21 protein-coding genes are annotated in these 18,341 nt (G+C 61.6%); 10 read left to right on the forward strand and 11 right to left on the reverse strand.

Annotated elements, in window-relative coordinates; translation table 11 throughout:
* Window positions 1–5: 5 nt before the first annotated feature.
* The 3 genes from AB7828_RS24885 to AB7828_RS24895 all read left to right on the forward strand — a co-directional run bounded on the left by AB7828_RS24885 (window position 6) and on the right by AB7828_RS24895 (window position 1,992).
* A complete protein-coding gene (locus AB7828_RS24885) occupies window positions 6–926 on the forward strand; it encodes a hypothetical protein (RefSeq protein WP_441231446.1) in 921 nt (306 codons plus the stop codon).
* A 1-nt stretch (window position 927) separates the two neighbouring features.
* Window positions 928–1,341 (forward strand): hypothetical protein, encoded by a 414-nt coding sequence (locus AB7828_RS24890; protein WP_441231447.1) that lies wholly within the window; start codon window positions 928–930, stop codon window positions 1,339–1,341.
* A gap of 288 nt (window positions 1,342–1,629) precedes the next feature.
* Complete coding sequence (locus AB7828_RS24895) at window positions 1,630–1,992, forward strand: hypothetical protein (RefSeq protein WP_441231448.1); 363 nt, start codon at window positions 1,630–1,632, stop codon at window positions 1,990–1,992.
* Window positions 1,993–2,159: 167 nt separating this feature from the next.
* On the opposite strand, the gene AB7828_RS24900 is transcribed toward AB7828_RS24895, so the two are convergent.
* The 3 genes from AB7828_RS24900 to AB7828_RS24910 form a co-directional block, all read right to left on the reverse strand.
* Complete coding sequence (locus tag AB7828_RS24900; RefSeq protein WP_441231449.1) at window positions 2,160–3,413, reverse strand: ABC transporter substrate-binding protein; 1,254 nt, start codon at window positions 3,411–3,413, stop codon at window positions 2,160–2,162.
* Window positions 3,414–3,580: 167 nt separating this feature from the next.
* Window positions 3,581–3,946: a DUF1304 domain-containing protein gene (locus AB7828_RS24905; protein WP_441231450.1), complete on the reverse strand. Its 366-nt coding sequence runs from the start codon at window positions 3,944–3,946 to the stop codon at window positions 3,581–3,583.
* Between the two features lie 174 nt (window positions 3,947–4,120).
* Window positions 4,121–5,875, reverse strand: a complete 1,755-nt coding sequence (locus AB7828_RS24910) for an EAL domain-containing protein (protein ID WP_441231451.1) — start codon at window positions 5,873–5,875, stop codon at window positions 4,121–4,123.
* 207 nt (window positions 5,876–6,082) lie between these two features.
* Here AB7828_RS24910 and AB7828_RS24915 point away from each other — a divergent pair, with 207 nt between their 5' ends.
* Window positions 6,083–6,409 carry a hypothetical protein gene (locus tag AB7828_RS24915; RefSeq protein WP_439057061.1) on the forward strand — a complete coding sequence of 109 codons (327 nt, stop codon included), beginning with the start codon at window positions 6,083–6,085 and terminating at the stop codon, window positions 6,407–6,409.
* 15 nt (window positions 6,410–6,424) lie between these two features.
* Here the strand turns inward: AB7828_RS24915 and AB7828_RS24920 are convergent, their stop codons facing one another.
* From AB7828_RS24920 to mtgA, 3 genes are all read right to left on the reverse strand, one after another.
* On the reverse strand, window positions 6,425–7,093 hold the full coding sequence (locus AB7828_RS24920) for a hypothetical protein (protein WP_441231452.1): 669 nt from the start codon (window positions 7,091–7,093) through the stop codon (window positions 6,425–6,427).
* A gap of 291 nt (window positions 7,094–7,384) precedes the next feature.
* Window positions 7,385–7,570 (reverse strand): 50S ribosomal protein L32, encoded by a 186-nt coding sequence (rpmF, locus tag AB7828_RS24925; protein WP_068732923.1) that lies wholly within the window; start codon window positions 7,568–7,570, stop codon window positions 7,385–7,387.
* A 227-nt stretch (window positions 7,571–7,797) separates the two neighbouring features.
* Window positions 7,798–8,460 carry a monofunctional biosynthetic peptidoglycan transglycosylase gene (mtgA, locus tag AB7828_RS24930; RefSeq protein WP_441231453.1) on the reverse strand — a complete coding sequence of 221 codons (663 nt, stop codon included), beginning with the start codon at window positions 8,458–8,460 and terminating at the stop codon, window positions 7,798–7,800.
* A 168-nt stretch (window positions 8,461–8,628) separates the two neighbouring features.
* On the opposite strand from mtgA, the gene AB7828_RS24935 reads away from it, so the two are divergent.
* The 3 genes from AB7828_RS24935 (at window position 8,629) to AB7828_RS24945 (ending at window position 12,037) form a co-directional block, all read left to right on the forward strand.
* A complete protein-coding gene (locus AB7828_RS24935) occupies window positions 8,629–9,555 on the forward strand; it encodes a polyprenyl synthetase family protein (RefSeq protein ID WP_089262697.1) in 927 nt (308 codons plus the stop codon).
* 13 nt (window positions 9,556–9,568) lie between these two features.
* Window positions 9,569–10,267 (forward strand): DUF1345 domain-containing protein, encoded by a 699-nt coding sequence (locus AB7828_RS24940; RefSeq protein WP_441231454.1) that lies wholly within the window; start codon window positions 9,569–9,571, stop codon window positions 10,265–10,267.
* 165 nt (window positions 10,268–10,432) lie between these two features.
* On the forward strand, window positions 10,433–12,037 hold the full coding sequence (locus AB7828_RS24945; RefSeq protein WP_441231455.1) for a Na+/H+ antiporter: 1,605 nt from the start codon (window positions 10,433–10,435) through the stop codon (window positions 12,035–12,037).
* 6 nt (window positions 12,038–12,043) lie between these two features.
* Here AB7828_RS24945 and AB7828_RS24950 read toward each other — a convergent pair whose 3' ends face one another.
* Window positions 12,044–12,433, reverse strand: a complete 390-nt coding sequence (locus AB7828_RS24950; protein WP_120288293.1) for a hypothetical protein — start codon at window positions 12,431–12,433, stop codon at window positions 12,044–12,046.
* A 189-nt stretch (window positions 12,434–12,622) separates the two neighbouring features.
* On the opposite strand from AB7828_RS24950, the gene AB7828_RS24955 reads away from it, so the two are divergent.
* Both AB7828_RS24955 and AB7828_RS24960 read left to right on the forward strand, forming a co-directional pair.
* Window positions 12,623–12,850 carry a hypothetical protein gene (locus AB7828_RS24955; protein WP_441231456.1) on the forward strand — a complete coding sequence of 76 codons (228 nt, stop codon included), beginning with the start codon at window positions 12,623–12,625 and terminating at the stop codon, window positions 12,848–12,850.
* Window positions 12,850–13,155: a type II toxin-antitoxin system RelE/ParE family toxin gene (locus AB7828_RS24960; RefSeq protein ID WP_120288295.1), complete on the forward strand. Its 306-nt coding sequence runs from the start codon at window positions 12,850–12,852 to the stop codon at window positions 13,153–13,155. Before AB7828_RS24955 ends, AB7828_RS24960 begins: the two co-directional genes overlap by 1 nt.
* A gap of 20 nt (window positions 13,156–13,175) precedes the next feature.
* Here AB7828_RS24960 and ispG read toward each other — a convergent pair whose 3' ends face one another.
* The 4 genes from ispG to AB7828_RS24980 all read right to left on the reverse strand — a co-directional run bounded on the left by ispG (window position 13,176) and on the right by AB7828_RS24980 (window position 17,102).
* Window positions 13,176–14,459 carry a flavodoxin-dependent (E)-4-hydroxy-3-methylbut-2-enyl-diphosphate synthase gene (gene ispG, locus AB7828_RS24965; protein ID WP_089262692.1) on the reverse strand — a complete coding sequence of 428 codons (1,284 nt, stop codon included), beginning with the start codon at window positions 14,457–14,459 and terminating at the stop codon, window positions 13,176–13,178.
* Between the two features lie 49 nt (window positions 14,460–14,508).
* Entirely contained in the window at window positions 14,509–15,423 is a 915-nt protein-coding gene (locus tag AB7828_RS24970; protein WP_439065824.1) for a DMT family transporter, read from the reverse strand.
* Between the two features lie 42 nt (window positions 15,424–15,465).
* Window positions 15,466–15,951 carry a Fur family transcriptional regulator gene (locus AB7828_RS24975; RefSeq protein WP_092139844.1) on the reverse strand — a complete coding sequence of 162 codons (486 nt, stop codon included), beginning with the start codon at window positions 15,949–15,951 and terminating at the stop codon, window positions 15,466–15,468.
* Between the two features lie 158 nt (window positions 15,952–16,109).
* Complete coding sequence (locus AB7828_RS24980) at window positions 16,110–17,102, reverse strand: AraC family transcriptional regulator (RefSeq protein WP_441231457.1); 993 nt, start codon at window positions 17,100–17,102, stop codon at window positions 16,110–16,112.
* Window positions 17,103–17,353: 251 nt separating this feature from the next.
* Here AB7828_RS24980 and AB7828_RS24985 point away from each other — a divergent pair, with 251 nt between their 5' ends.
* Window positions 17,354–18,199 (forward strand): outer membrane protein, encoded by an 846-nt coding sequence (locus AB7828_RS24985; protein ID WP_089262684.1) that lies wholly within the window; start codon window positions 17,354–17,356, stop codon window positions 18,197–18,199.
* Window positions 18,200–18,341: the final 142 nt, after the last annotated feature.

Below are 18,341 nucleotides of genomic sequence, written 5' to 3' on the forward strand. Positions count from 1 at the left end.
CTATAATGGCAGGAGCGGTTTTGTCTGGAGCCGCCTCAACACACTTTGGTGGAAGCTCCGCATTCTCAGGTCCAGCAGGAACTTCAAACGCCGGAGTATCCGTCGCGAAGCGGACTTACGAGCCATTGGGCAAATCTGGCACTCATAGTTTTGGTTCAGCCTGCGTTGATGTTGAAACGAGCGGACCCTTTAATCCCAATGTGGGCCTGACTTATTTCACTTATGGTACGCAAGCTGTCGCCGGGGGGGCTGGAGTTACCGCTCTTCCGGCTGGCAAGGCGTGGGCCGGTACGACTGAAGCGCCTTTGGTTCACGCGATGACGGCTGGAAGTATGTTCCATTCGGTTGTCATAAATCGCGCTGTTGGCATCGATGTCGTTGTCGGATGTTTGAATCAGCCCGGCGCTTCACAGGCTTTGAGTAGTCCCGGTATTGAGTGGACTAGTATAGCTGAACAAGTGTGGGGCCAAGGCCTCACGAAGTTGTTTTTGGCGGATGATGGTGGAGCAAGCACAGTAGAGATTGCGCGCCCCTCGCTGCGTTCTAAGTACCTCATTTTCCTTGCAACTCGCCGCTCCGTTCTGGGCACGAACCAATTTGCAGGGCTAGCTAAGCAGATAAATATTCTGTTGGAGAATGAAGATGAGCTTGCCGTGTTGGATAGTCCCCAATCGCTTGCGTCATTTCGAGGGCTCCTGAAATTTTTAGCATCCCGAAATCCAAAACATCCTAGCCTGTCAATTTCCAAGGCTGGGCTCTTTGTCGCTTCTTGGTCTCCAGCGAAGCGGGCAAAACTATCGCTGACCTTTGTGGATCACGAAGGAGGTGACTGGTTTGGGATGTCTCTGGACGAAAACCTAAGTGATGACGGTCAGTTTAAGATAGAGGAATTTGCTTTGCCCGGCGTCTATGGTTCGTGGATGTGACGTGAAAGGCGACCGAATTCCGAAAACGGATAATTTGGCACTGCATTGCCAGCCGACTTCGATGGAAATCGATGAAACGGGCGTGGTTACGGGTGTTAGCGTTGAAGCCTTTCGCGTCGATGATGACGGTATCTCTACCAATTGGCTAGAATTCGACGGTGGAAATCTTGAAGCGGTGTGCGGGCTATTCAAAAGCCTCAGGACTGTTCGAAAAAGCCACCGCGTAGGTCTTATCGCCGTGAATGACGTCGAGGAAGTCGGTGTTGCACATAACAAGGACGTGCACGCTATTCATGATCCCATCGATACCGAGCCACTTAATCCGGGGCACGCGCTGATCGTGGGAGTAGGGCCGTTAGATCAGCGGATATTGCGCGCTCTGTCGCTCATGGTTGAGGTCAGGACTTTCGCATAGCGCTGGTTTGTGGTCGCATCCCCGCTGTACTCTCAGGTTGATCAGTGGTCGCACCTGGTGGTAGCAATGGCTCGGCAGACAAGTTGATTTGTGCCTGATTTATCTAGGTTTTTGTAAGCGCTCTTCGATTCCCTTAGGGAGCGTCAATAGCGCGGCAGTGACGCTGCTTTGGTTTCGACGGCCCACATCATCACCACATTCCTTTCACCTCCCTGCCACCTCACCTCCAGACCTTCCGCACACTTCGCCGCTAATGCTTTGCTCCTTCCCAACCGGAAAGGACCAACCATGCGCATTATGACAGCGACGGCCCTCGCAGCCATTCTCTCGCTCGGTACGCCGGGTTTCGTGCTCGCACAGGGAGCTGCGTCCCAGGCCGAAAAAGCGCCGGCTAAATCCGGCGAGCGCTCCAGTACCAAGATTTCCAGCATCCAGGTGGTGGACATCAAGCAATTGCCGGAGGCGGTGAAGGCGCAGGTCGAGGAGGTCGTCTCGAAATCCAGCGCGGAGGATCTGAAGGCGCTGCGCGCCTCGATCGACGCCTCGCCGGCGGCCGCCAATGCGCTCAAGGAAAAGGGCATGAGTTCGGCGCAGGTGGTGGCGATTAATATCGCCGACGGCGTGCTGACGATGTTCGCGAAGACGGCGTAGGATCGCGATGCGGTGTTTGCGCCAGACGCCTCTGCCACACGCACCAAACTTTCGTCATGGCCGGGCTTGTCCCGGCCATCCACGTCTTATGCGCGCTGTGCCCAAGACGTGGATGCCCGGCACAAGGCCGGGCATGACGGCGTTTCTGATACTAATGACGGCGTGTGCTAACCCGCCGAGTCATCCTCGATGATCGGGCCGAACAGTTCCCAGCGCTCGCCGTTGAAGCGCTGCATCTGCAGCTGCTTGTTGACGCGGTAGTCGGTGGGCGAGGTGGAGAGCCGCATGCCGGGCAGGTGAAGGTCGGTTTCGAGCCCGGACAGGCTGGTGGCCTGCTTCATCACGTTGGCGCGGGTGAGGTCGTCGCCGCAGCGCTTCAGCACTTCCACCATCAGCTGCGCATTGCCGTAGCCATAGGTGTTGAAGTTCGAGTTCTTGTCGCCGTCCGGATAGTATTTGTCCATGAAGGCCATGTAGCGCTTCATGCCGGCGTCGTCCTTCCACTGCGGGTCCAGCGGGTCCTTGCCGTAATTGGTCGAAATGAGACCCTTGGAATTGTCGAGCCCCGCAGGCACCAGCACCGCGCCCACCGAGGTCGCATTGATGTCGACGATATGGACCGGCTTCCAGCCGAGATCAGCCACCTTCTTGATCGCCTGGGCGGCGAATTTCGGCGTCGAGGCGTTGAACAGCAGGTCGGCACCGGATGACTTCAGCTTGACGATCTGCGAGTCGATGGTCGGGTCGGCGAGCTCATAGGACGCTTCCGAGACGATCATCGACGCGGCCTTGTCGCCGAGCCCGGCCTTCATGCCGGTGAGATAGTCGCGGCCGAGATCGTCGTTCTGCCAGAGGATGGCGATCTTGGCGGTCGGATAGGTCTTCAGGATGTATTTGGCGTAGATCCGGCCTTCGGTCTGGTAGTTGGGATTGTAGCCCATGGTCCAGGGGAAGTTCTTCGGATCGGTGAAGCGCGTGGCGCCGGTGGCGGCGAACAGTTGCGGCACGCCCTTGGTGTTGAGATATTTCTGCACGCCGGCATTGGAGGGCGTGCCGATGATCTGGAAGGTCAGCAGCACCTCGTCGGATTCGACGAGCTTGCGCACCTGCTCCACGGCTTTCGGCGGCGAATAGGCGTCGTCATACTGGATCAGGTTGATCTTGCGGCCGTTGATGCCGCCCTGGTCGTTGACCATCTTGAAATAAGCGAGCTGGGTTTTCGCGATCGACGAATAGGCCGAGGCGGGGCCTGAGAACGGCACGGTCTGGCCGATCTTGATTTCGGTGTCTGTGGCGCCGGGATCGTATTTCTTCTGCGCGGATGCCGGACCTGTCACAACAAATGTGGCTGTGAGCGCAATCGCCGCAATACCAACGAGCTTGGTCGATGCGGCGAAACGATGAAGAAGCGAAGCTCTCATGTCGTTGCCTTCCCTGATGATATGTCACTCGACAGTCGTTCCCGTGCGGGCGCCGTCGTTATCGGGGAGTGTGAGGCAAGGAATTTGAGTTGGCAAGGCGAGGAGATGGGCACTTGCTTTAACCTCTCCCCGCTTGGCGGGGAGAGGGAGCCGCGCGGCGCTCCGGGCTAATTTGCGAGTGTCAACACGATCAGCGCCAGCGCCGCCGGTGCAGCCTGCACATAAAGAATGCGTTTGCTCACCGTTGCTGCGCCATAGGCACCGGCGACGATCACGCACAGCAAAAAGAACGCCTTGATCTGGAATGCGAAGGCTGGCGCGGAATGCAGCAGGCCCCAGATCAGACCGGCGGCGAGGAAGCCGTTATAGAGGCCCTGATTGGCGGCGAGCACGGCGGTGATCTCGGCCTTCTCCGGCGTGTTCCGGAAGGTCTTCAGGCCCTGCGGCTTCTGCCAGAGAAACATTTCCAGCACGAGAAAATAGATGTGCAGCGCCGCGACCAGCGCGGTCAGAAGATTACCGATGAAGTTCATGATGAGGCCCCATAAAAAAGCTGTCATTCCGGGGCGGGCCGGCGCCGAAGGCGACGGGACCGAACCCGGAATCTCAATGTGTTCATACTATATCAGGATTCCCCACCACTCCCATTGGAGTGGCTGAGGTTCGCCCGCAGCTAACGCTGCGTTCGCCCCGGAATGACGCGTGAACTATCCCACCGCCGGCTTCGGCAGCGATGCCGGGTCCAGCCACGGACGTGCGGATGACGCGAGGCCAGTAAGGCGACCCTGAATGTAGTCGCAGCCCCAGTCGCGCAGCATCAGGCCGGACTCCTCGTCCTGCACCCATTCGGCGACGGTCTTGATGCCGAGCCGGTGGCACAGATCGATCAGGGTCTGTACGAAAGCGCGGTCGTCGGCGGAATGCGCGATGTTCTGCACGAAGGCGCCGTCGATCTTCACGATGTCCACGCCGAGCTTGCGCAGGTTGCGGAACGAGGTGTAGCCGGCGCCGAAATCGTCGATGGCGATGCGGCTGCCGAAATTCTTCAGCCGCGTGACGAAGCCGCGGACGTCGTCGAGGTCCTGGATGGCCACGGTCTCGGTGATCTCGACGATCAGCCGCTGCGCGACGCCGGGATGCGCGCGCATCATCGACTCGATGGAGGTCCACCAGTCCGGGTCCATCGTCGTGTCCGGCGAGATGTTCAGCGAGAGCTGCACATCCGGCGCGGCGGCGAGTTCGGCGACGACGAGTTCGAGCACGCGGTGATCGACCAGCCGGATCAGCCCGAGCTTCTCGGCCACCGGCACGATATCCGGCGCCAGCAGCAACTGCCCGTCATCCTGCTTCATGCGCACCAGCGCTTCATAGAAAGCGGGGGTACGGCTGTCGGCATGCATCACGGGTTCGAAGGCGGTGACGATGCGGCGCTCGTTCAGCGCAGTCACGATCTCGTCGGTGACGCGGATATTGACGCGGCGCTGCGCATCGCGCTCCACATTCGGCCGCCACAGCGCAAAGCTGCCGTGACGGCGGCGCTTGGCGCCGTTCAGGGTTTCCTGCGCGCGGTTGACTGCTTCGTTGACGTTCTGCGCATAGCGGGGAACGCTGACGGCGCCGATGGTGGCGGTCACCGAGACCGGGCCGGACTGGGTCGGAATGACGTCGTCGCGGATACCGACAAGAAAGCGCTCGGCGGCGATCGTGGCATCGTCAACAGTGCAGTTCTTCAGGATCAGGCCGAACTTGTTGCCGGAGAAGCGACCCATGACATCGCCGCCGCGCAGCCGCGCGCGAATCCGCCTGGCGATCTCGACGATCACTTCATCCGCGATATCGAAGCCGAAGGCGTCGTTGATGCGCGCCAGATGATCGATGCCGATCAGCATGAAGGCAAAGGACGAGCGGAAGCGCGTCGCTTCCTCGATGGCTTCGGCGAGGGATGCCAGAAGATGCGCACGATTGAGTTCGCCGGTGACGGGATCGTGCTGCGCCAGTTTCAGCAGTTGTTCGTCGCGGGCATGGCGTTCGTTGTCGATGCGGACGACGCCTTCGACGCGTATTGCCTTGCCCGCGGCATCGGCACGGCAATTGCCGCTCTCCTCGATCCACAGCACGGCGGCAGCGGTCGAGGCGCGTAGTCCGTATTCGATCCGGTAGGTGCCGCCGCCGGAAGCGAGTGCCTTGGCCAGTGCCTCGGTGCGAATGCCGCGTTGCGGCTCAATGAGAGTCGCCAGCTCGGCGCCGCTGGCGATGGTCGCGGGGGAAATGTCGGTGAAGATGGCGGCGGCTTGGTCGGTCCAGGTGATCCGGTCGCTGGCGATGTCCCAGATGAAGGCGGCCTGGCCGAGTGCGGCCAGAATCTCTGCTGCCTGCGGCTCGGAAGTGCGACCTGCCTGCAAGGAAGAATCGGCACTCTGGGAAACAGCGGATGTCAAAGTCGCCTCGTTTTGGGACGTCATCGGGTGATTCGCCCCCCGACAATACGGCTCAGATCGCTACAATCGTTAGTCAAAGTTCCTAAAGACTTAAGAAAGTGTAGCCGGGCAGGCCTTCGCAAACCTGATGAGGCCCCGATCTGAGTTGTGGAGAGCCGCGGCACGACCCTTGCGACGCAGAGGGTGGAGGGGCAACCCTCGTCCCGTATTGAGACGCGAGCACTGTTAACGATGTCGATTTCCGCGACCCGCGCTTACGCCACGACGCCGCAGCCGATGCGGCGCGCCGGCGATTTCGTGGTCGAGAAAGATTCGGTCATCGTGGAGGCCGTCGCGCTGACGCGGCTTGAGCCGGTGCAGCATACCGCCCCGGTGTCGTCGCGCGTGGCACGGCCCGACGCATCCTTCATTGCGCATCTGATCGCGACCGCCGAGCAGGCGCCGCAAACGCGGGTGCTGCGCCGCGCGGATGTGGCGGATGTGGAGGCGGCTTACCGGTCGGTGGCAAATATGTATGTTGCGGGATCGGCGATCAACCGCACGCAGCGTATGGCCTGACTCGGTACTCTCCGCTTACGTCTTCGGCTTGTCTTCCGGCGACGCGACGCCACCCGGCTGCAAATCCGGCGATGTAATCTGCGGCGACGTATGCGCGACGACTTCCGGCGGGACCGGGGTCGGGGTCGATTCAATCTTCGGTTCGATCCGTTCGACCTTTGGCTCCGGACGATCGGTCAACACCGCTTCGGCGACCGACGTTGCGGCCGGAACGGGGGCGGGCGGATGCGTCGGAGCGACCGGCGCTGGCGCGGGCTCATAACGCGGTGCCGGCTCCGGTGCATAGACCGGCGCGGCGACGCGGCGCGGACGGCGGGCGCGGAGCGAGATGCCGGCGAGGAAATCCACCATCGCCGTCAGGGTGATCAGGAAGAACGTGGCGTTGCCGAATTTCGGCAGCATCACGAATTCGGCGGCGGCAGCGCCGAACACCAGCAGCGACAGGAAATGATCGGTGAAATATTTCGGCGCCGGGCGCGCGGCGCGCATCACTTCGAGCCACAGCAAGAGAATGCTGAGCGCAACGAGCAGGTCGTTGAGCGTCACCATCCAGATGTCTTTCGACATCAGCGTGATCGGGAAGAGGGGGATCGGCCCCGACAGCGCGAGGTCGGGCATCAGGAAGGCGATGATGTTGCAGATCGCCACTGGAATCAGCAGCAGCGGGAAACCGATCGACGCCATCGAAGGCCTTCTTTGCGAGCGAGAGAACCAGAACGCATGTGGGCGATGCAGGACATCACCAAGGTGACGACATCACCAAGGTGACGACATCACCGAGGTGACGCGCGCGCATCACCGGGACAACGCATTAGCTCCAGAGTTGGAGCGAATTCGGGCGGAAGACCAGTTCAGAATTATTGTCTGAACAGTTTTCTCGACTTGCCCGCTGGCGCTTCGACCCGCGTGACCCGGACCTTACGTGGACGAGCGAAGGCGGCGCCACCTGACGCGGCGCTGCCCTCCATCCAGTGGTCAGGATTCTTTCTTCACCTTCAGAACCTGACGACCCTTGTACATGCCGGTCTTCAGGTCGAGGTGGTGCGGACGGCGCAGTTCGCCGGAGTCCTTGTCCTCGACATAGGTCGGGGTCTTGAGCGCGTCAGCCGAACGACGCATGCCACGCCGCGACGGCGATGTTTTTCTTCTCGGAACGGCCATAGGAAAAGTCCTTGCAGGTTCTTGGCAGATGGTTTCGATCGGCGCCCGGTGACAGGCGGCCAGCACAGAACGCGCGGGCAAAATCGCTGATAAGGCCGGGCTTATAACGGAATGACGACGCGATGGCTAGGGCGGGGCGGGCGGATTTTTCGGGGATTTCGCACCACAAACTCGTCATTCCGGGGCGAGGGCGGCGCCAGCCCGCACGCGAACCCGGAATGACAGCCTTAGTTCCAGCACCTCTGCAACTCCGCGGCCTGCGCCCGTGCCATGTAGGTTCCCGCCAGACGCCGTACCCCCGGCCCCGGCGTCCGGGCGCTGCGGGTGACCGGATTGGGCAGGATCGCCGCCAGAAGCGCGGCTTCGCGGGCCGACAGGTTTGAGGCCGGCCGATTGAAGGCATATTCGGCGCCCGCCTGGGCGCCAAATTGCCCGGATGGGCCCATTTCGGCGATATTCAGGTAGATTTCCAGGATTCGCTGCTTGGGCAGCATCAGATCGACCCACATGGCCAGCGGGATTTCGAGGCCCTTGCGGATCACGCTGCGGCCCGACCACAGGAACAGGTTTTTCGCCACCTGCTGGGTGATGGTGGAACCGCCGCCGGAGACTTCGCCGTCCTGGGCGTCCTCGATGGCATTTTGCAGGGAATCCCAGTCGATACCGCGATGGCTGCAGAATTTGGCGTCTTCGGACGCGACCACGCTGCGCGGCAGGGCCGGCGACATGGCCTTGAGGTCAACCCAGGTCCGCTCCACGGGGGAACCGCTGATCCAGCGCCACGCCATCAGCGCCGAAATCGGCCGGCCGACGGCATAAAGCGGCGTCAGCAGATAGGGCAGCGCGAGGAGCAGGATCCCGATCAGGATGAGGCGGCGGATGAGGCGCAAGAGGGGCGTTCCCGGTCGGAGCTATGCCGCTGATAAAGCGGGCTTTCCCCGCTCTTTTCAAGCCGGTTAAGCTTGCCGCGACCAATCGCGGCGGGACGTCGCAGGCGCAATTGACGTGGCCTTTGCCATAGAGGATTGTCCGGCCAAATTGTTCTGGAGCTATTCTTAATGTCGACCGGTGCTTCCACCAAAGATTTTGCCTCGCGCCTGGACCAGACCGCGGACGATACCGAAGCCGTACTGACCAAAGTGCTCGCCGATGGCGTGCTGCCCGATGAAATCGCCCGGCCGAAGCGGCTGATGGATGCGATGCGTTACTCCTCGCTCGGCGGCGGCAAGCGGCTGCGTCCGTTCCTGGTGGTCGAGAGCGCGGCGGTATTCGGCGTGCATCGCGAGCAGGCGCTGCTGGTTGGCGCCGCCCTCGAATGCATCCACTGCTATTCGCTGATCCATGACGACTTGCCGGCGATGGACAACAGCGACCTGCGCCGCGGCCGTCCGACCCTGCACAAGGCCACCGACGACGCCACCGCGATCCTCGCCGGCGACGCGCTGCTGACGCTGGCCTTCGACATCGTCACCCGCGACGAGATCCATTCCGATGCGACGGTGCGCCTGCTGCTGACCCGCGCGCTGGCGCGCTGCGCTGGTTTGGGCGGCATGGTCGGTGGCCAGATGCTCGATCTCGCCGGTGAGGGCCGCTTCGGCGACAAGGGGCCGGTGGACGTCGCGCGTGTTCAGCAGATGAAGACCGGTGCGCTGCTGCGTTACGGCGTCATCGCCGGCGCGCTGCTCGGCCAGGCCACGCAGAAGGAATACAAGGCGCTCGACGATTACGGCCGCGCGCTCGGCGAAGCGTTCCAGATTGCCGACGATCTGCTCGACGTCGAAGGCGACGCCGCGGCGCTCGGCAAGCCCGCCGGTGCCGATGCTGCGCTCAACAAGACGACGTTCGTCACCCAGCTCGGCGTCGAGGGCGCCAAGAAGCGTGTCGCCGATCTGATCGCCACCGCCGACGCATCGTTGTCGATCTTCGGTGCCAAGGGCGACGTGCTCCGCGCTGCCGCCCGCTTCGTGGCCGAGCGCAAGAACTAAGGAAGACCTGATCATGTCGGAGACGGGCAAGGATCTCGATGAGCTCCTTGTCCGTTTTCGCAAGATGCCGGCGCCGCTCCGCGTCGTTTACGGCCGCCCGCGCACGTTTCTGGCGCTTCTGATCGGCATCGTCGCGTTCTTCGTGCTGCCATCCTCGCTGCGGCTGGTGACGCGCCTGCTGATCGGCTGGGACGTGTTCATCGCGTTCTATCTCATGCTGGTCTACGGCATGATGCTGCGCAGCGGCGGGCAGAAGCACATTCGCCGCAACGCCGCGCTGCAGGACGATGGCAGTTTCATCATCCTGCTGGTGGCAGCCTTGGGCGCCTTCGCCAGTATCGCGGCCATCGTGTTCGAACTTGGCGAGGGCCATCGCACTGCCTGGGAGTTGACGCTGGCGATCGTCACCATCGCCTCGTCCTGGGCCGCCGTGCACACGACTTTCTCGCTGCACTATGCCCATCAATTCTATCGCGGAGCCAAACCCGGCGGGTTGGCATTTCCGTCTGGCGATGACGACACGAAGGAACAGCCCGATTATTGGGACTTCGTGTATTTCTCTTTCGTCATCGGCATGACCGCGCAGGTCTCCGACGTCGGCATCACCGTGAAATCCATCCGCCGCACCGCCACGGCCCATGGCATCGTCTCCTTCATCTTCAACACCGCGCTGGTGGCGCTGATGGTCAATATCGCGGCAAGCGCGATCTAGGCTCGACCTCTCAGCCGTCATTGCGAGGAGCTCTTGCGACGAAGCAATCCAGTCTTCCTCAGCTTGTGGTTTCTGGATTGCCGCGTCGCTTCGCTCCTCGCAATGACGGATACATTGACCTCACTTCCCATCCGGGCAAATTAGGCGTGTAGAGGATGCCGCCGCGTGGAAGCCAAGTTTCAGATTTTCCCGGTCCTGATCGCCGCCCTCGCATGCACCGCGTGGCTGGCCAAGCGCATCAGCATCGCCCCCGCGATCCTGCTGCTGCTGGCCGGCATTGCACTGGCCTTCGTGCCGGGCATGCCCTCGATCCAATTGCCGCCGGATGTGGTGCTGCTGGGCGTGCTGCCGCCACTCATCTATTCGGCCTCCGTCGCCATGAGCTGGCGCGAATTCCGCGCCAATCTGCGGATCATCACGCTCCTGGCCGTCGGCTGCGTGATCTTCACGGCGTGCCTCGTCGCCACCGCGACGCATTTTCTGATCGGGCTGCCGTGGTCGGTCGGCTTCCTGCTCGGCGCCATCGTCGCGCCGCCGGACGTGGTGGCGCCGCTGGCGATTGCGCGCAAAATCGGCCTGCCGCGCCGCATTCTGGTCGTGCTGGAAGGCGAGGGTCTCGCCAATGATGCGACGACGCTGATCCTGTATCGCTTTGCAGTGGTGGCGATCACCACCGGGGCGTTCTCGCTGCCGAAGGCGGCGGGCACTTTCGTCGCCATTCTCGCCTGCGAACTCGTCTTCGGCCTCGCCATCGGCTGGATCAGCCTGCGCATGCGTCACCGCGCGCGCGATCCGCAGGTCGAGATTACGCTGTCGCTGCTGACGCCCTATGTCGCCTATCTCATTCCCGAACATTTCGGTGGCTCCGGCATCATCGCCACTGTGGCCTGCGGTCTCTACATTTCCTGGAACGGCCCGCTGCTAATCTCGGCGGCGACGCGCCTGCAGGGCATCTTCTTCTGGGATTTGGTGATCTATCTGGTCGAGGGTCTACTGTTCCTTTTGACCGGCTTCCAGATGCGGGCGCTGATCGAGAAATCGAAGGCGTTTCCGTTTGCCGAGATCATGTGGGCCACGGTGCTCGTCACCGTCGTGATCATCGTGGCGCGTTTCGTCTGGGTCTATGCGGCGATTTATGTACCGCGTTGGCTGAGCGCTGACCTGCGCAAGCGCGATCCGGCGCCGAACTGGCAATGGACCTTCGTCGTCGCCTTCACCGGCGTGCGCGGTGCCGTATCGCTCGCCGCAGCGCTGGCGCTGCCATTCACGCTGGTCTCGAACGAAGGCTTTCCGTCGCGCGACCTGATCCTGTTCGTCTCCTTCAACATCATTCTCATCACGCTGGTTGGCTTCGGCCTGTGCCTGCCCATCGTGGTGAAGTGGCTCGGCGTGACCAAAATCGGCCGCGAGGAATATATCGCCGAGCATGAGGCCGAACTCGCCACGCGCCGGGAGGCGCTGGCCACAGCCCTGGCGCGGCTCGATGCCATGACCGACGATCGCGAACTATCCGACGAGGTCGTGAAGCTGCTGCGCGCGCGCCATGAAAGCCGCTCGAACCAGTTGCCGGGCGAATTCGATCCCGACGTCGACGTCTCGGCGGTTGGCATCGATCTGGTGCGCGAACTCATCAAGGCCGAGCGCAAATTCATCCACGCGCAACTGCGCGACGGCAAGATCACCGACGAGAGCCGCCGCCGCATCGAGCGCGATCTGGATCTGGAAGAAGCGGGGCTGAGCAACCGCGAGTTCCGGCGGATTCCGCTGTAGCGTTGCTCAGCGGATGCGCTCGGTGAAGACCGGCTCGAAGAAGCGCCACTCGTCGTAATAGGCATCAGGAAGCCTGTAGGGCTGGCAGTTCTCGAGCGCACGCATGCAACTCATCTGATACGCCTTGCTATAGGGCGTGGTCGAGGTGATCGATATCGGGCGCGCCTCATCGATCATGCCATCGCGATTCAGCTTGATCACAAAGATTGCCTCGATCGGCTCCTTGCCGCCACCACCGGGCTTTTTCCAGCATCGCTCCACTTGGGCTTTGAAGAGTGGTCCCCAGTGAGCTGCAGCGTTGCCGGTCCGCTTCGGCACCTGAGGGGGCGCCGCCGGCGGCGTCTGCTGTGATGGCGCGATGTCAGGCCGCGTGAAGCGGCCGGGCAGGCCAAACATCTGAGCGTTGGAAGAGGCTGAGGAGACAAGAAAGAAAAAGGCGCCGGCGACCGTAGCGTTCGGCCCGGGTGCCAATCCGAATAAGCGATTGCGCGAGACGCAAGACTGCCTCTTCGCGTGCTGTATCCTAAAATAAAACTATAGATTGAAATTATCGCCATGGCAGCAAAAATGTGCTAAACATAATCGATGACCCGTCAGGATATCGAACTCATCCTTGAACAAGTCGCCACCTGGCCGGAAGAGGCGCAGGAAGAGTTTTTGACGTCGTTCAATGAGATCGAGGCAAAGCACGTCGGTGTCTACCAATTGAATGACGAAGAGCGGGCTGCCGTGCTCCGCGGTCTTGCTGAAATGCGAGCTGGCCAGTTGGCTAGCGAAGAAGAAATTGCGGCTCTCTTCAATCGCTTTCGCTGATGAAAGTCAGGTGGTCTAAGACCGCCCTGATCGAATTCGAAGAGATTTTCCTTTATATATCCGAGCGCAATGAGGCGGCTGCACGTGCCGTTGTGGCTCGTATCGAGCGGGTTTGCACACAACTCGAACAATTCCCGTTCACAGGTGTGGCTACGAGCGAAGACGAGGCCCGTATGCTGCCGATCGTGCGCTATCCGTTTTCGATCTTCTATGCAGTTGACGAAGGCTTGGATGAAGTCGTGATCCTTCATGTCCGTCATACGGCACGAAAAAAGCCGGCGACGGATGATCCGGTCGCCGGCTGATTTTGGAGCAGCTGCTTGAATTACTCGGCCGCGGTCACGACTTCCGGTGCCTTGGCGTTGGCGCCGTAGCGCTGATCGATATAGTCGATCACCAGCGCCTTGAAGTCGGCCGCAATGCTTGGGCCGCGCAGGGTGCGGAATTTCTCGCCGTCGACGAACACTGGCGCGGCGGGGCTTTCGCCGGTGCCGGGCAGTGAGATGCCGATATTGGCGTGCTTGGATTCGCCGGGGCCGTTGACGATGCAGCCCATGACCGCAACGTTGAGGTTTTCGACGCCCGGATACTGCGTCTTCCAGCCTGGCATCGAGTCGCGGATGAAATCCTGGATCGAGCGCGCCAGTTCCTGGAACGTGGTCGAGGTGGTGCGTCCGCAACCGGGGCAGGCTGCAACCAGCGGCACGAAGGTGCGGAAGCCCATGGTCTGCAGCAGCTCCTGCGCGACCTGAACTTCCACCGTGCGATCGCCGCCGGGCTCGGGGGTGAGCGAAATGCGGATGGTGTCGCCGATGCCCTGCTGCAGCAGAATGCCCAGCGCGGCCGAGGAGGCGACGATGCCCTTCGAGCCCATGCCAGCTTCGGTCAGGCCAAGATGGATCGCATAGTCGGAGCGCGAGGCTAGCGTCTGATACACGGCGATGAGGTCCTGCACCGCCGAGACCTTGGCGGAGAGGATCATCTTGTTCTTCGGCATACCGAGTTCTTCGGCGCGGGCCGCCGACAGTAATGCCGACTGCACCATCGCTTCACGCGTCACCGCGCGGACGTCCTTTGGATTCGCGGACAGCGCGTTCTCGTCCATCAGCTTGGTGAGCAGTTCCTGATCGAGCGAACCCCAGTTCGCGCCGATGCGGACGGCCTTGTTGTTCTTGTTGGCGATCTCGATGATGTCGGCGAACTGGCTGTCACGCTTGCTCTTGAAGCCGACATTGCCGGGATTGATGCGGTATTTGTCGAGTGCTGCTGCGCAGGCCGGGTATTCGGCGAGCAGCTTGTGGCCGATGTAGTGGAAGTCGCCCACCAGCGGCGTGGTGATGCCCTGCTTGTCGAGCGCTTCGCGGATATGCGGAACGGCAGCGGCAGCCTCGTCGCGGTCGACGGTGATGCGGACCATTTCCGAGCCCGCGCGCGACAGCGCTGCGACCTGGTCGATGGTGCCCTGGATGTCGGCCGTGTCGGTGTTGGTCATCGACTGCACGACGATCGGGGCGCCGCCGCCGACAGCGACGTTGCCAACCATGACCTGTGTGGTGAGGTGCCGGGGCGCCGGGCCGGCGATATCAGACGGAATTTCAATCTTGTTCATGGGGTCTCGAATATCAGATTTAGATGACATCCAGCAATGCGTTAGTGGTCTAGGCCCTGACCGGTCGGTTAACCAGAACCAGCCCGGCGATGACCAATAGCGCAGCGAGGCCGAAGGCGGGGGTCAGATGGTCGCCCATGATGAGATAGCCCGCCGCGACGCCAAACAAAGGGGTGATGAAGGTAAAAGCCGACAATTTGCTGGCGGAATAGGTCTTGATCAGCCCGAACCAGAGCAAAAACGTGAAGCCGACCACCCAGAAGGCCTGAAACGAGAGCAGGGATAGCGCCAGAGGACCGGGAACCCGGGTCACGGTCTCGCCCGCCAGCAGCGCCGCCAGGCCCAGAATCGGGACAGATAGCCCGACCTGGTATCCCAATGCCTTTTCAGGCGCGACGTAGAGCAAGGGGGTCGTTTTGACCACCAGCGTGGTCGCGGCCCATAGCCCCGCACCGGCGACGATCATCAGATCCCCGATCAGCACATCAGTAGTGACATCGGGCTGCGGGACGCCGATCGCCACGGCGACACCGGCAAAACTCACCGCGAGTCCGGCCCATTGCACCGGGCGCAGGCGTTCGCCCAGGAATTGATAGGAGCCGAAGGCCACGAAGAACGGCATCGTGTAGAGGAAAACCGCGGCCCGTGAGGCCGTCGTGAATTGCAGGCCGTGAAAGATCAGCACAAATTCGATGCCGAACAGCACGCCGGCAAACAGGCCCGCTTTCAGCGTGCCGTCGCGTTCGAACAGCTTGACGCCGCGCATGCGCGCAATGGCCAGGATGACCAGCAGTGCGCCGGCCGAGCGCAGCATCGCCTGCGTGTAAGGCGGGATATCGTGCAGCACCAGCTTGATGGCGATCTGGTTGAAGCCCCAGGTCAGGCACAGCATCAGCACGAGGGCGATGGCGCCGGCGGTGAGTGCGCGTCCGCCGGGTGGACTGATGATCACTTCTGCAGACATGAAGCCTCGGGCCCGGCTTGTCGCCGTGTTGTTATGGGATCGTCACGCCTGACAGTGCGCGCAGGTTCCGGTGATTTCGACAACAGACAGTTTTGGGACGAAGCCAGTCGTCCGTGCGGCATCATTCAGGCTCTGCGCGACTTTCGTGGCCGGCACTTCGCCGACCGACCCGCACTGGTCACAGATCAGAAACGCGACCATCGAGGCCGTGCCGTGGTCGTGCGCGCAGGCCAGAAAGGCGTTGCGGCTCTCGATGCGGTGAACGAGGCCGTTCTCCATCAGGAAATCAAGTGCGCGATACACGGTGATGGGTGCCGGACGCGAAGTGGTCTTGGCAAGCTCATCGATGATCTCGTAGGCCCCAAGCGGCCGATGGCTAGCGAGCAGCGCTTCAAGTACCTGCCGGCGGATCGGCGTCAGCTTTTGCGATCGGGCCGCACAGACATGCTCGGCATGATGCATCGCGTCCGCCGTACAGCGGTCGTGATCGTGGCCAGGGGCCGGGAAAGTTGGTTTCGGAACTGCCATATGGAGGTAGCTTAACCCGTTGGGTGTGATCGTGCCCGTCTTTTTGGCGTTGCGCCCGAATCTTACACCAAATCCAGCGCCGTCAAATGACGAGCGTTCCCTGCAGATGGGGGGACAGTCGGGCGATTGCAAAGGTTGAATGGGCGATACCGGGCCGATCAAGTGGAGCTTTTGCGCTCCCGGCGCAGATCCGATGGCGACGTGGCATATCGGCGCCGGAATGTCCGGTTGAAATACGACAAATCGTTGAAGCCGGCCTCGTCGGCGATCTTCCCGATTCGCTCATCGGCCCGCAATGGGTCGAGTAGCAGTGCATGAGCATAGGCCAAACGCCGTTCGAGCAAATATTCCGACAGGCTGAGGCCGTGTTCGCGAAACAGCTTGCGGACGTAATCCGGCGAGATTTTCTGAGCCGCCGCCAGCGTTTCGGCCGAGAGGTCGTGATTTCCGAGGCCTGCTTCGATGGCTGCCTTGATCGCCTGCAAGCGCAGCATGCGGGTGCTGGAAGGTGGAGATGTCTCGGAGCGGTTCTCGCAACCGATTGTCAGAAGTGCGATCAGGCTACACAGATCGGCCACGACATGGTGCTGAAGATGGGTGGGGGCGGACCCGTCGAGGTCGATTGCTTCCTGACAATGCGCCATCAATAGCCGCAACGTCTGAGCCTCCAGGAGGACAGGTCGCATGAGCCAGGCGCCGAGATTGGGCACCTTGATCGACAGTGCAGCACGGTCGATCTGAACGATCAGATGCTGTGTCTCACAAGATGACGTATGCCAACCGGCGTCCCTGGTTGTCATCAAGACGGCATGGTCCTGCTCGATGATTTCTTCGCGGCCATGCTGCGATGCGCGGGCACGACCTTTCAGAACGACTGCAAGCACAACATCGTCGGGCGACGACGCAGTCGCAGCATCCGGCATGCGATCGTTCGCCGGAAATCCCGTGCCGATAAAAACAATCGCGCCCGGCAACCTGTGCAAAGCAGTATCGGCCGAAAACGGGGAGTCCGTCGGAAGAGGGGATTCGACGTTGAATGTCAGGCGCCCGAATTGAAGCTGCGGCGTCAGATTTTCGGAGGTCGCCTCGATCGAGGAATCGGGCGCTTCGGGACCGGGCCTTGAAGTCACGAGGATCAGTCCTGCAAGCATTGAACTATATCTTGGTCGTGCCAGTACGGATCGCGTTCATATTCATCGCGTTGCTGCGTCTTTGGGCGGTTTCTCTTTTGATAGTTCGTGATGCGCCATGTGGCCTGAACGCAACAAGCAGAACGAATTGCGGTGCCAGTCTCGCCCAGTCCTGCCGCGTCGCGTCCGTTCCAAGTCGCTGATGTCTCATTCAACTACACATCATCGAAGCAGGGCCTTCGGCCTGCCTTGATCTGTTGTTGAGGAGACTGATGGTGAAACGCACCGTATTGGCCGCTGCAGGCCTCGCCATCGTGGCGTTTTCGTCGACCGCTGGCGCTGCGGATCTGTCGCCCCGCATGTACGCCAAGGCGCCGGTTCTGGTGGACCCCGGCATCAACTGGACCGGATTCTATGTCGGCCTCAACGGCGGCTACAGCTGGGGCAAGGGCGACGCCACTTTCCTGCCAGGCACCGCCTTTGCGTCGCCGGTCAAGCAGGACGTCAATGGCGGCCTGGGCGGCGGCCAGATCGGCTACAACTGGCAGCTCGATCGCACATGGGTCGTCGGTCTCGAAGCCGATATCCAGGGGACCGGTGAACGTGGCAGTGCGAACTCTCCGGTGAGTTCGCTGCGGACCACTTTGCCTGGCGGTGACTTCAATCTGCTCGCACTGACCTCGGCAAACAGCTCATGGAGCTTCCCGTGGTTTGCGACCTTCCGCGGCCGCGTCGGCCTGCTGGCAACGCCGGATCTGCTGCTCTACGGCACCGGCGGTCTGGTTGTCGGTGAGGTCAAGTATTCGACACAGACGACAGTAACGGGCCAGATCTTCGGGCCGGGCTCTGCTGGCACGACACCGGCCAGCGCCGCCGTGACGATTCCCGGCACGCTGCTGTCGGAATCGCAGACCCGTGTCGGCTGGACCCTGGGCGCCGGTCTGGAAAAGAAGTTCGGCACCAACTGGTCGGCCAAGCTCGAATATCTCTATCTCGATCTGGGCTCGGCGACCTATTTCGGAGGGACGGCCAACCAGACCTCGGTCGGCTTCCATGACCACGTCTTCCGCGCCGGCATCAATTACGCCTTCAGCCCGGCTGTTGTGGCCAAATACTGACCCTTTCGACCCTCCTGACGACCTCAAGCCCGGCCTCGTGCCGGGCTTTTTGCTGTGCCGCCCATTCTGGGGAGGTCCGGGAGATCTAGCCATGCGCTTGTCGCGGGGCTGCGTCGTATCGTCCACCGATGCATTATTCATA

The organism is Tardiphaga sp. 215_C5_N2_1 (assembly GCF_052076055.1).
In the GTDB taxonomy this organism is placed as follows: domain Bacteria; phylum Pseudomonadota; class Alphaproteobacteria; order Rhizobiales; family Xanthobacteraceae; genus Tardiphaga; species Tardiphaga robiniae.